This is a genomic window from Roseateles sp. GW821-FHT02E12, from assembly GCF_059421665.1.
In genome coordinates, this window is record NZ_JBWKVK010000003.1 from 191,293 (window position 1) to 203,979 (window position 12,687).

At 69.1% G+C, this 12,687-nt stretch carries 10 protein-coding genes; 2 read left to right on the top strand and 8 right to left on the bottom strand.

Translation table 11 applies throughout. The features are described 5' to 3' along the window. Positions 1 to 54 precede the first annotated feature (54 nt). Both AC07V5_RS18885 and AC07V5_RS18890 read right to left on the bottom strand, forming a co-directional pair. Entirely contained in the window at positions 55 to 804 is a 750-nt protein-coding gene (locus AC07V5_RS18885) for a HesA/MoeB/ThiF family protein (protein WP_495117252.1), read from the bottom strand. A 9-nt stretch (positions 805 to 813) separates the two neighbouring features. Next, positions 814 to 1,725: a LysR family transcriptional regulator gene (locus tag AC07V5_RS18890; protein WP_495117253.1), complete on the bottom strand. Its 912-nt coding sequence runs from the start codon at positions 1,723 to 1,725 to the stop codon at positions 814 to 816. A 94-nt stretch (positions 1,726 to 1,819) separates the two neighbouring features. Between AC07V5_RS18890 and AC07V5_RS18895 the strand changes: the two genes are divergently transcribed. Continuing rightward, complete coding sequence (locus AC07V5_RS18895; RefSeq protein WP_495117254.1) at positions 1,820 to 3,010, top strand: MFS transporter; 1,191 nt, start codon at positions 1,820 to 1,822, stop codon at positions 3,008 to 3,010. A gap of 79 nt (positions 3,011 to 3,089) precedes the next feature. On the opposite strand, the gene AC07V5_RS18900 is transcribed toward AC07V5_RS18895, so the two are convergent. Next, a complete protein-coding gene (locus AC07V5_RS18900) occupies positions 3,090 to 4,523 on the bottom strand; it encodes a S41 family peptidase (protein WP_495117255.1) in 1,434 nt (477 codons plus the stop codon). 205 nt (positions 4,524 to 4,728) lie between these two features. Then, positions 4,729 to 6,117: a metallophosphoesterase gene (locus AC07V5_RS18905; protein ID WP_495117256.1), complete on the bottom strand. Its 1,389-nt coding sequence runs from the start codon at positions 6,115 to 6,117 to the stop codon at positions 4,729 to 4,731. Positions 6,118 to 6,210: 93 nt separating this feature from the next. Here AC07V5_RS18905 and pelA point away from each other — a divergent pair, with 93 nt between their 5' ends. Further along, complete coding sequence (pelA, locus tag AC07V5_RS18910) at positions 6,211 to 7,503, top strand: pectate lyase (RefSeq protein ID WP_495117257.1); 1,293 nt, start codon at positions 6,211 to 6,213, stop codon at positions 7,501 to 7,503. Here the strand turns inward: pelA and AC07V5_RS18915 are convergent. From AC07V5_RS18915 to AC07V5_RS18930, 4 genes are all read right to left on the bottom strand, one after another. Then, positions 7,487 to 8,839, bottom strand: coding sequence for an MFS transporter (locus tag AC07V5_RS18915; protein WP_495118009.1), 1,353 nt, complete (start codon positions 8,837 to 8,839; stop codon positions 7,487 to 7,489). The two genes, pelA and AC07V5_RS18915, sit on opposite strands and share 17 nt — an antisense overlap. Before the next feature lie 88 nt (positions 8,840 to 8,927). After that, positions 8,928 to 10,367 carry an aldehyde dehydrogenase family protein gene (locus AC07V5_RS18920; RefSeq protein WP_495117258.1) on the bottom strand — a complete coding sequence of 480 codons (1,440 nt, stop codon included), beginning with the start codon at positions 10,365 to 10,367 and terminating at the stop codon, positions 8,928 to 8,930. Between the two features lie 7 nt (positions 10,368 to 10,374). After that, complete coding sequence (gene gudD / locus AC07V5_RS18925) at positions 10,375 to 11,706, bottom strand: glucarate dehydratase (protein ID WP_495117259.1); 1,332 nt, start codon at positions 11,704 to 11,706, stop codon at positions 10,375 to 10,377. Between the two features lie 8 nt (positions 11,707 to 11,714). Beyond that, positions 11,715 to 12,677 (bottom strand): Bug family tripartite tricarboxylate transporter substrate binding protein, encoded by a 963-nt coding sequence (locus AC07V5_RS18930; RefSeq protein WP_495117260.1) that lies wholly within the window; start codon positions 12,675 to 12,677, stop codon positions 11,715 to 11,717. Between the last annotated feature and the right edge of the window lie 10 nt (positions 12,678 to 12,687).

Consider the following 12,687-nt stretch of genomic DNA (forward strand, 5'->3'; position numbering starts at 1 on the left):
TGTGGGCAGATCGGGACCGAATTTTCCGCCCCATTCAGAGGCGTTTGCGGGATTTCATCCACCGCCGCAGACCGAGCACTCCGGGTCGCGCTGCATGGCGATCTCGCTCCACTGCATGCGCCGCCCGTCCAGCATCAGCAGGCGCCCGGCCAGCGGCTCGCCGATGCCGGCCAGCAGCTTGAGCGCTTCGGCCGCCTGCATGCTGCCGACGATGCCCACCAGCGGCGCGAATACGCCCATGGTTGAGCAGGCGACGTCTTCGAAGCCGGACTCGGGCGGAAACAGGCAGGCGTAGCAGGGCAGCTCTCGCGAGCGGCTGTCATAGACGCTGATCTGGCCGTCGAAGCCGATGGCTGCGCCGGAAACCAGCGGTTTGCCGTGCCGCACGCAAGCCGCGTTGACGAGATGGCGCGTGGCGAAGTTGTCGGTGCAGTCGATGACGACGTCTGCCCCGGGCACCTCGGCATCCAGCAACGCGGCGTCGGCTTTCTCGGCCAGCGCGCGCACCGTCACGCCAGGGTTGAGTGCGGTCATGCGCGTGGCGGCGGACTCGACCTTGAGCCGGTCCAGGCTGCCCATGTCGTGGGCGATCTGGCGTTGCAGGTTGGTCAGCGACACGGTGTCGTGGTCGACGAGCGTGATGCGGCCGACGCCGGCCGAGGCCAGGTACAGCGCCACCGGCGAACCCAGGCCGCCGGCACCGATGACCAGGGCGCTGGCGTCCAGCAGGCGCTGCTGGCCCTCGATGCCGATCTCGTCGAGCATCAGGTGGCGGGAGTAGCGCAGCAGATCGTCGTCGTTCATGGGTGGAGATTAGATATCCGGCCAGAGTGGTTCACTCATGCTGCGCCGCATCGCCTCGATGAAATAGCGCAGCCGCGCAGTGGGCGCCGGCGGGTTGGGGTAGAGCAGGTGAACGGGCAGCGGCACGCCGCGCCAGCGCGGCAGCAGGCGCACGAGCCGGCCTTCGGCGATGTCCTTCTGCACGGCCCAGCCCGACTGCAGCGCTGCACCCAGGCCCAGCCGCGTGGCCTCGCGCGTGGCGTACAGGCTGTCCGTCGCCAGCACAGGGCGGATGGCCAGGCGCTGGCGCACGCCGTCGTCGCGCTCGAGCTGCACCTCCTGGCGGTAGAAGGTGGAGATCGCGATCCAGGGCAGGTCGGCAATGTCGTCGGGCTCCTGCGGGTCGCGCCCGGCCAGCAGCGATGGTGCGGCCACCAGCACGCGCGGCACGCGGGCCAGCGGGATGGCCACCACCGCGCCCTCGGCCGTGCCGCCAACGCGGATCGCGCAGTCCAGCCCCTGCTCGATGAAATTGGGCGTCGCGTCGTTCAGCAGCCAGTCCACGCGCAGCTTGGGCGCGTCCTTCAGCGCCCGCACCAGCGGCGCGATCAGGTGCTCCTGGCCGAAGGCATGCGGCACCTGCACGCGCAGCAGCCCCTCGGGCCGGGCTGGCTCCACGCGCAGCGAATGCTCGAAGTCCTCCCAGTCCGCGGCCAGGGCCTTGGCGCGCTCCAGCACCCGCTCGCCCGTCTCGGTCAGGCGTAGCGCGTGGGTGGAGCGCTGGATGAGCGGCTGGCCGAACTGCTGCTCCAGCGCCTGCAGCCGCCGGCTGACCGTGGGCTGGGTGGTGCCGAGCTGGCGCGCCGCGGCCGAGAGGCTGCCGGCCTCGACGATGCGGATGAAGGTCTGCATCAGCAACAGGCGGTCGGCGGAAGTGCTCATGCGTCTAGCGTATGGCAGTCAGACGCCGTTCGCGTCTACCCAGTTGCCATACCCCTACGCACACTCCCGAACATTGACGATTCTGGAAATACGCGTGTCTTCCTCACTGGCTTCTCCCGACGCGGCCTCCGGGCCTGCGCCGGCGCTCGGCACCGCGCTGACGCTGCTGCTGGCCACGGCCACCGGCCTGGCGGTCGCATCCATCTATTACGTGCAGCCGCTGCTGGGTCTGCTGTCGGAGCAGTTCGGCGTCGGCAGTGCCGGCATCGGCCTGCTGCCGACGCTGACCCAGCTGGGCTACGCCGCCGCCATCCTGCTGCTGTCGCCGCTGGGGGACCGGTTCGACAGGCGCCGCATCATCCTTGTGAAGTCGGCGGCCCTGGTCGCGGCGCTGGCGTTTGCTGCGCTGGCGCCCAGCTTCGCCGCGCTGGCGCTGGCGAGCGTCATCATCGGCGTCACCGCGACGCTGGCCCAGGACTTGGTGCCCGCCGCCGCCACGCTGGCGCCCGAGGCCGAGCGCGGCAAGCGGGTGGGCCAGGTGATGACGGGGCTGTTGCTGGGCATCCTGCTGTCGCGCGTGGCCAGCGGCTCCATCGCCGCGCTGGCCGGCTGGCGCGCGGTGTACGGCATCGCCGCAGCGGCCGTGCTCGTGGCCATGCCGCTGCTGTGGCGTGGGCTGCCGCGCTTCGTGCCGGCGACCTCCGCCGGCTACGGCAGCCTGTTGGCCTCGATGCTGGTGCTCTGGCGTAGCCATGCAGCGCTGCGCCGCGCGGCGTGGGCGCAAGGGCTGCTGAGCGTGGCCTTCAGTTCGTTCTGGTCCACGCTGGCGCTGGTGCTGGCCACGGCGGATTTCAACCAGGGCAGTGCGGTGGCGGGCGCGTTCGGCCTGGCGGGTGCGGCCGGAGCACTGGCCGCGCCGCTGGCGGGTGGTATTGCCGACAAGCGCGGGCCGCAGGCGGTCATCCGCGTCGCGGCGCTGCTGGTGTTCCTGGCCTTCGCGGTGCAGGCGCTGGCGCCGGCATCGCTGTGGCTGCTGGTGGGCGTGGCCGTGGTTTTCGACCTGGGCGTGCAGGCGGCGCTGGTCTCGCACCAGAGCGTCATCTACAGCCTGGATCCGGCCTCGCGCAGCCGGCTTAACGCAGTGCTGGTGAGCAGCATGTTCGTGGGCATGGCCAGCGGCGCGGCGCTGGGCTCGGCGCTGCTGGCGGCCTTTGGGTGGCGTGCGGTGCCGGCGCTGGGTGCCGTCGCGGCGCTGGGTGCCCTGGCCGTCACGCGTTCGCGTTGAGCAAACGGGCGGGCAAAGCAGGCCGGCAAAAAAAGAGGGCCTCTTGCGAGGCCCTTGTGCTTGAAGTCAGGAGCTACGGCTATTCGGTCGTCTTCGCTTCAGCCTTGCGTTCCAGTGCCGTCTTTGACGCAATGACCGGCTGACCCTTGAGCTGGTTCAGTGCCTGAGCCAGCGGGAAATCTTCGGTAGAGCCGAATTCTGGCAGAGGCTTGGGCGGCTCGGCGCGCTTGGCAAACTCGGCTTCCAGCTTGGTGCGAGCTTCCTCGCGGGCCTTCTGGCGTGCTTCGTTGTCCTCGGGGCCGTTGTTCAGGTGCTTCTCGAGGTCGGCCTCGCGCATGCGCAGCGCGGCGAACACGTTGCCATCGGCAGTTTCGTCCAGCATGACGTCGGGCACGATGCCCTTGGCCTGGATGGAGCGGCCGCTCGGCGTGTAGTAGCGCGCCGTCGTGATCTTCAGCGCCGTTTCCGGGCCGAGTTGGCGAACGGTCTGCACCGAGCCCTTGCCGAAGGTCTGGGCGCCCATGACGGTGGCGCGGTGGTGGTCTTGCAGGGCGCCGGCGACGATTTCGCTGGCGCTGGCCGAGCCTTCGTTGACCAGCACCACCAGCGGCACGTTCTTCAACGCGGCGGGCAGGCGCTTGATCGGGTCGTCGCTGCTGCGGCGGCGGTAGTCGTCGGGACTGGCCTTGTAGCTGGCCTTGGACTCGGCGATCTGGCCGTTGGTCGACACGACCTCAACGTCCTTGGGCAGGAAGGCTGCCGAGATGGCGATGGCGCCGTCGAGCAGGCCACCCGGGTCGTTGCGCAGGTCGAGCACCAGACCCTTCAGGTGAGGCTCCTGCTTGTAGATCTCTTCGAGCTTCTTGGCGAAGTCGTCGACGGTGCGGTCCTGGAACTGGCTGACGCGGATCCAGGCATAGCCGGGTTCGACCACCTTGGCGCGCACGCTCTGGACCTTGATCTCTTCACGCGTGATGGTCACGGGGAAGGTGCGGTTCTCGGCCTTGCGGTAGATGGTGAGGCTGACCTTGGTGGACGGGTCGCCGCGCATCTTCTTGACGGCCTGGTCGATGGTCAGGCCGCGCACTGCCGTGTCGTCGATGCGGCTGATCAGGTCGCCGCTCTTCAGGCCGGCGCGGAAGGCGGGCGAGCCTTCGATGGGGGAGACAACCTTGACCAGGCCGTCTTCCATGCCGATCTCGATGCCCACGCCGACGAACTTGCCGGTCGTGCCTTCACGGAATTCCTTGAAGGTCTTCTTGTCGAAGAACTGGGAGTGCGGATCCAGCCCGGACACCATGCCGGCGATGGCGTCGTTGATCAGTTTCTTCTCGTCGACCTGCTCGACATAGTCGCTCTTGACGAGGCCGAAGACCGCGGCGAGCTGCTGCATTTCGTCCAGCGGCAGGGGAGACAGGCTGCTGCGAGCATTGGCCTGGAGTTGCATCGTGGTGAGTGCACCTGCGACGGCACCGAGGGCAACCCAACCGGCGACTTTCAATTTGGAGCTCATGAGGCCGAGTCCTGTGATCAACGAGGGCCTGTCAAAAACAGCTTGACAGGAGCCCCGAGTGTAGCGGCCGGGTCTTGGGCGGATAGCCGATTTACCCTGCGGAAACCCTTCAAATCGGGCATGCAGTGACGAAATGCGCGTGGGTCCTACGTGCCATAAGTCAGTTGTCGGTCAGTGGTTACCAGGCGTGCCCGCTGGCAACCGCTCAGCAGCTCAGTTTCTGGCCCGCGAGGCTGCAGGCCCCCAGGGGCTGGCCGAGCGAGTTGAAGGCCTGCAGCTGCCAGCCCTGGGGCGTGGCCGTCAGCAGCGTCAGGCCGAACTCGGTGTGGCTCTGGAAGGTCTCCACCCGCACGCCGTGCAGTGGCTCGGCCCGCAGCGCCGCCGCGGCGTTGATGCGCCCCGACGCGGCCGAGCCGCCGTTGCCGATGATGAGGGAGGCGGGCTGGTTGCTGGCAAAACCCAGCACCTGGTGGATGTGCAGATGGCCGTGGACGGTGGCCTGCACGCCGGGTGGGAAGAGGCGGCCGGGCACCGCATCCTGCAGCAGCGGCGTCAGGCCCGAGCGGGCCTGGCCGGGCGCGCCACTGACGCTGGGGCTGAAAGCCAGGCTCGGGTGGTGGCTCAGGAAGAGGCTTTGCGCCCGCTCCCCGGACAGCTCGGCCACGCGGTCGAGCTGCTGGCGCCAGCGCGCCCAGGCCGGCGAGTCCCGGGGCGGCGTGCGGCCGCCGATCTCTGCGGAGTCGAAGACGATGAGCTGGCTGCGCGGCGACAACGGCACGGCGAAGGGCGCCGTGAAATCGCCTTCGTTGACCCGGCCCGCGGCGGCCACCTCGGCCTCGCAGGCGCGCGCAGCACCGGTTTCGGCGTCCAGATAGCGCAGCCAGCCCTGGCCGGCACGGTTGCAGGCCTCGTGGTTGCCGCGCACGAACACCCAGGGCGCGGCGGCCAGCAAGGCGCGGGCGGGCTGGAAGAAGTCGGCCTGCCAGGTGTCGTCGCCATAGCCCCAGGGGCTGTTGGCGCAGCCGGTCATGCCGGCGGGGCAGGGGCTTTCGCGGTAGTGGTAGTCGCCGACATGGATGACGAGGTCGGGCTTGAGGCTCAGCGCCCGCGCCAGCACGCGCGGGAAGGGCCAGCCGTAGGCGTCGTTGCAGGGCTGGAAGTCCTTGTCCGAGGCCTTGAGCCGGCAGCCCGTGTCGCCGATGACGACGATGCGCAGCAGCTCGGCGGCCGGCGCGTTCAGCGCGACGGTGCCGACCTGCACGCGGCGCACGCCGGCCGGCCATGCGGCCTCGCAGGCGAGCAGCGCGAAGTGCGTGGGCTTGCGCTCGGGCTGGGTGTTGCCGGGCGGCGGGGGCTCGTCGCCCGGGGCGCTGCGGGGCAGCATCGCGGCGCTGCCGCCGTCCCAGCGCAGCGCGGGGCACTCGGCCTCGCCGGTCAAGGCGCGCACGGCCCAGGCGGGGCCGGCCACGGCCTGCACCCAGGCCTGCTGCAGGCCTGTTCGCGCGGGTGGGGGAACGGTAGGCGGGGGCGGGGCAGCACAGCCGGCCAAGGTCAGCAGGGCGGCGAGCCAGGGGAAACGCGCACGATGAGTCATGTGTCGATCAACTGTGTGAGCGGCGGGAGATTAGCGCCGCCGCGGCCGTCGCGTGCCAGTAGATTGCGGGCAACCCCCACTTCGCTGCCCGTCATGCCCGCTGTAACCAGCCGTCTTCTGCCACTTGTGTTGGCCTTTGCTTTGCCGGCTTTTGCGGCGCAGATCGGCGTGATCCCGCCGGCCCAGGCGTTGACGGCCGAGCGTGTCGCAGCCCTGCCCGCCACCGAGCGCGCGGCCTGGGCGGACTACCTGGCCCGTTCGGATGCCCAGCGCGCCGCCGACCGCGCAGCCCTGGCGGCCGAGCGCAAGGGGCTGGCGTCCTGGCCGGCGCCGCCCGAGGGCGGCCACAGCGAGAGCAGCATGCCGCTGGACAAGCCGGCCGCCTGGTACGGCAGCGAGGCGGCGCTGGGGGTGGCGCGCAACATCCTGAGCTTCCAGACGCCGGCCGGTGGCTGGGGCAAGAACCAGCCGCGCGACAAGCCGCCGCGCCTGGCCGGCCAGGCTTTCGTTGCCGACAACAACAACAAGCGAGCAACGCCGGGCGACTTCGACACGGCCCAGGACGCCCAGTGGAGCTACGTGGGCACCATCGACAACGACGCGACGATCACCGAGATCCGCTTTCTGGCCCGGGTCGCGGCGGCGCGGCTGGGCGAGGCCGGCGAGGTGTATCGGCAAGCCGCCGAGCGGGGCCTGCGCTATCTGCTGGCCGCGCAGTTCCCCAACGGCGGCTGGCCGCAGGTGTGGCCGCTGCAGGGCGGCTATCACGACGCCATCACGCTGAACGACAACGCGCTGGTCGAGGTGGCCGAGCTGATGGGCCTCGTGGCGCGCGGCGAGGTCGACCTTGCTTTCCTGCCAGCGCCGCTGAAGGCCAGCGCAGCGGCGGCGGAGGCGCGTGCGGTGCAGTTGCTGCTGGCCACGCAGATCCGCGTCGACGGCAAGCCCACGCTGTGGGCCCAGCAGCACGACGCGCTGACGCTGGCGCCGGCCTCGGCGCGCAACTACGAGCCGCCGGCGCTGAGCAGCGGTGAGAGCGCCAAGGCGCTGGACTTCCTGATGAGCCTGCCCAAGCCGTCGCCGGCCGTCGTGGCGGCCGTGCATGCGGGCATCGAAACACTGCGCGCCATCGCCGTGCGCGACCGGGCCTTCGTCAAGGTGGACGACGCACGCCGGCTGGTGGTGCAGCCGGGTGCCGGCCCGCTGTGGGCGCGCTACTACGACGCGAAGACGCTCAAGCCCGTCTTCGGTGACCGCGACAAGAGCCTGCACGACGACGTCAACGACATCAGCGCCGAGCGCCGCAACGGCTATGCCTGGTGGGGCGCCTGGCCAGTGAAGACGCTCCAAGCCTATGAGGCCTGGGCAGTCAAACACCCTTCCTGAGCTCGAAGCGCTTGATGTCGCCGACGACGAACAGGTAGCAGCACACGGCCACCAGCGCGTTCGCCGCGACGAACACGAGGGCCGCGTTGAACGAGCCCGTGCCCTTGATCAGGTAGCCGATGACGATGGGTGTCGTGATGCCGGCGGTGTTGCCGAAGGTGTTGAACAGCGCACCCGACAGGCCCGAGATTTCCTTGGGCGAGGTGTCCGACACGACGGCCCAACCCAGCGCCCCGAGGCCCTTGCCGAAGAAGGCCAGCGACATGATGGCGACGACGACGGTCGAGCTGTCGACGTAGTTGCACAGGATCATGCTGGTGGACAACAGCATGCCGACGACGATGGGCGTCTTGCGGGCGAAGGTCAGGCTCTTGCCGCGACGCAGCAGGTTGTCCGAGATCAGCCCGCCCAGCACGCCGCCGGCAAAGCCGCAGATGGCCGGCAGCGCCGCGACGAAGCCGGCGCTGAGGATGGACATGCCGCGCTCCTTGACGAGGTAGACGGGGAACCAGGTCAGGAAGAAGTACGTCAGCGTGGTGATGCAGTACTGGCCCACGTAGACGCCCATCAGCATGCGGTTGGAGAGCAGCTGCTTGATGTAGTTGAGCTTGGGCGACTCGGGCGCGAAGCTGCGGCTTTGCGTGCCGGGCTGGTCCATGTTCACCAGCGCGCCGCCCGCGGCGATGTAGTCCAGTTCGGCCTGGTTGATGCTCGGGTGGGTCTTGGGCGTGTAGACGGTCTTGAGCCACACGGCGCTGATGACGATGCCGATCAGGCCCATGACGACGAACACCGCCGGCCAGCCGTAGCTGTGCGTGATCCAGCCCATCAGCGGCGCGAACAGCACGGTGGCGAAGTACTGGGCCGAGTTGAAGATGGCCGAGGCCGTGCCGCGCTCGTTGGCCGGGAACCAGGACGCGACGATGCGGCCGTTGGCCGGGAAGGACGGCGCTTCGGCCGCGCCGACGAGGAAGCGCAGCGCGAACAGCACGACGACGGCGGTGGTGGCCGTGGCGGTCAGGAAGCTGATGCCGCCCTGCAGCAGCGTGAACACGGACCAGATGAAGATGCTGGCCGCGTAGACCTTCTTGGAGCCGTAGCGGTCCAGCAGCCAGCCGCCGGGCAGCTGGGCGATGACGTAGGACCAGCCGAAGGCCGAGAAGATGAAGCCCATGGTCACCGAGTCGATGCCCAATTCCTTGGACAAGGCCGGGCCGGCGATGGACAGCGTGGCGCGGTCGGCGTAGTTGATCGTCGTGACGATGAAGAGCATGGCCAGGATGGCGAAGCGCTTCTTGGTGCGGGTGGCGGCGCTGTCGGCCGCACGGGCCGGCATGCTGCCAGCGGTGGTGGTGTTCATCGGGTGTCTCCGGGCAATGCAGCGGCTCCGCCTCTTGCCGGGCGGTGGTGCCAAATGAGTGGGATCAGGCCTGGGTGTAAGCCGTCTTGACCGTCGTGTAGAACTCGGCGGCGTGGCGGCCCTGTTCGCGCGGGCCGTAGCTGCTGCCCTTGCGGCCGCCGAAGGGCACGTGATAGTCCACGCCCGCCGTCGGCAGGTTGACCATCACCATGCCGGCCTGCGAGTGGCGCTTGAAGTGCGTGGCGTACTTCAGCGAGGTCGTCGCGATGCCGGCGGCCAGGCCGAACGGCGTGTCGTTGGACAGTGCCAGCGCATGCTCGTAGTCGCGGGCGCGCAGCACGCTGACCACCGGGCCGAACACCTCTTCGCGGTTGATGCGCATGTCGGGCGTCGTGTCGGTGATGAGGGCCGGCGTCAGGTAGAAGCCCGGCGCGCCGTCGGCATTGCGCTCGATGCGCTCGCCGCCCTGCGCCAGCTTGCCGCCGTCGGCCTTGGCGATGCCGAGGTAGTCGACGTCCTGGCCCAGCTGGCTGGCGTCCACCACGGGGCCGATGTCGGTGCCGGCCTTGCGCGCGTCATCGATCTTCAGCGTCTTCATCTTCTCGACCATGGCGGCGATGAAGCGGTCATGGATGCCTTCGGTGACGATGAGGCGCGACGACGCCGTGCAGCGCTGGCCGGTGGAGAAGAAGCCGCTGTTGACGGCCGCGTTCACGGCGACGTTCAGGTCGGCGTCGTCCAGCACGATCATGGGGTTCTTGCCGCCCATCTCGAGCTGGAACTTGGCCATGCGGGCCACGCAGGCGGCGGCCACCTTCTGGCCCGTGCCGACCGAGCCGGTGAAGCTGATGGCCGCCACGCGCGGGTCGTTCAGCAGCTTCTCGCCGACGACCGAGCCGCGGCCCATGACGAGGTTGAACACGCCCGCCGGCAGGCCGCTGCGCGACAGGATCTCGGCCAGTGCCCAGGCCGACCCGGGCACCAGGTCGGCCGGCTTGAAGACGACGCAATTGCCCCAGGCCAGGGCCGGCGCGATCTTCCAGGCGGGGATGGCGATGGGGAAGTTCCACGGCGTGATCAAGCCGACGACGCCGATGGCTTCGCGCGTCACTTCCACACCCACGCCGGGGCGCACGGACGGCAGGCTTTCGCCACCGGGGCGCAGCGCCTCGCCGGCGAAGAACTTGAAGATGTTGCCGGCGCGGGCGACTTCACCGATGGCCTCGGGCAGCGTCTTACCTTCCTCGCGGGCCAGCAGGTCGCCCAGCTCCGCGCGTCGGGCCAGGATCTCGGTGCCGACGGCGTCGAGGATGTCGAAGCGCTGCTGCGGCGTGGACAGGCTCCAGCTCGGGAAGGCCGCGGTTGCGGCGGTGATGGCCAGCTCCGTCTGGGCGGCGTCGGCCTGCGTGTACTCGCCGATGACGTCGCGGGTGTCGGACGGGTTGATGTTGCGGGAGGCGCTGTGGCCGTCCAGCCATTCGCCGGCGATGAGGTTCTTGAACATGTCGTGACTACCGATCCAGCGCGGGGCGCTTGGGGTTGAAGTTCCAGCCAGGGATCAGGTACTGCATCGCGATCGCGTCGTCGCGTGCACCCAGGCCGTGCTGTTTGTAGAGGTTATGCGCCTTCTCGACCTCGGCCATGTCGAGCTCGACACCGAGACCGGGCTTGGGCGGCACCTTCACGTGGCCGCCAACGATCTGCAGCGGCTCCTTGGTGAGGCGCTGGCCGTCCTGCCAGATCCAGTGCGTGTCGATGGCCGTGACCTTGCCGGGCGCTGCGGCGCCGACGTGGGTGAACATGGCCAGCGAGATGTCGAAGTGGTTGTTGGAGTGCGAACCCCAGGTCAGGCCCCAGTCGCGGCAGGTCTGCGCCACGCGCACCGAGCCGGCCATGGTCCAGAAGTGCGGGTCGGCCAGCGGGATATCCACGCTCTGCAGCGACAGCGCGTGGCTCAACTGGCGCCAGTCGGTGGCGACCATGTTGGTGGCCGTGGGCAGGCCGGTAGCGCGGCGGAACTCGGCCATCACCTCGCGGCCGGAGAAGCCGTCTTCGGCGCCGCAGGGGTCTTCGGCGTAGGCTAGAACGCCCTTCATGTCGCGCATCAGGCGGATCGCGTCCTTCAGCAGCCAGCCGCCGTTCGGGTCCAGCGTCACACGCGCATCGGGGAAGCGTTCGTGCAACGCATGGATTGCTTCCACTTCCTCGTCGCCGCGCAGCACGCCGCCCTTGAGCTTGAAGTCGTTGAAGCCGTAGCGCTCGCGGGCGGCTTCGGCGAGCTTCACCACCGCTTCAGGCGTCAGCGCAACCTCGTGGCGCAGGCGGCTCCAGGCGTTGTCGGCATCGGGCTCGGCGTTGTAGGGCAGGTCGGTCTTGGCCTTGTCGCCCACGTAGAACAGGTAGCCCAGCATCTCCACCGCGTCGCGCTGCTGGCCTTCGCCGAGCAGGGCCGCAACCGGCACACCGAGGTGCTGGCCCAGCAGGTCCAGGAAGGCTGACTCGATGGCCGTGGCCGCGTGGATGGTGGTGCGCAGGTCGAAGGTCTGCAGGCCGCGGCCGCCGCTGTCGCGGTCGGCGAAGCTCTTGCTGACCTTCTGCAGCACGGCTTGGTGCGAACCGATGGGCTGGCCGACGACCAGGCTGCGTGCGTCTTCCAGCGTCTGGCGGATCTTCTCGCCGCCGGGCACTTCGCCCACGCCGGTGTTGCCGGCGCTGTCGGTCAGGATCAGCAGGTTGCGGGTGAAGAAGGGCGCGTGCGCGCCACTGAGGTTGAGCAGCATGCCGTCACGCCCGGCAACCGGGATGACGCGCAGCTCTTTGATGACGGGGGTGGAACTGCTCATGGAGAAACTCAGTCTGCGGTGATCTTGCGCTCGGTGATGACCTTCTTCCAGCGCTCGAACTCGGCGGCCTGGAAGGCGGTGAACTGTTCGGGCGTGTTGGCGACGATCTCGAAGCCCTGCTCCAGCAGCTTCGGTTTCACGTCGGGCGCATTCAGCGCGGCGACGACGGCGCCATGCAGCTTGGCCTTGATGTCGGCGGGAATGCCCTTGGGTGCCGCCACGGCCTGCCAGGAATAGACCTGCACGCCCTTGATGCCCAGTTCGTCCAGCGTCGGCACATCGGGTTGCACCGGCGAGCGCTTGGCACTCGTGATGCCTAAAGCGCGCAGCTTGCCGGCCTTGATCTGCGGCAGCGCGGTGTTGATGTTCATGAAGCTGGAATCCACCTGGTTGCCCAGCAGGTCGGTCATGACCGGGCCGCCGCCCTTGTAGGGAATGTGCAGGCCGCTGGTGCCGGTTTGCTGCCAGAAGAGTTCAGCGGTGATGTGGTCGCTGCTGCCGTTGCCGGAGGTGCCGAAGCTCATCTTGTCGGGGTTCGCCTTCATGAAGGCCAGCACGTCGGCCATGGTCTTGTGCGCCGACGCGGCCGGCACGACCAGCACGTTGGGTGCCTGCACGGCGACGCTGATGAAGTCCAGGTCCTTGGTCGGGTCGTAGCCAATGTTCTTCATCAGGTGCGGGCCGATGACCAGCGGGCCCAGGGACGTGACGAGGACGGTGTAGCCGTCCGGCGCCGCGCGCTTGACGGCCACTGTGCCGATGGTGCCGCCCGCACCCCCGCGGTTGTCGACGACGAAGCTGCCGCCGAGCTTCTCCTGCAGCTTCACGCTCAGCATCCGCGCGATTGCATCGGTGGAGCCGCCTGGCGGGAAGGGCACCAGCAGGGTCACGGGCTTGGCGGGCCAGGGCTGGGCCATCGCCAGGGTGGCGGCGGTGGCGAGCAGCACGGCGGTCAGCAGTTTCTTCGTCATCGTTTGTCTC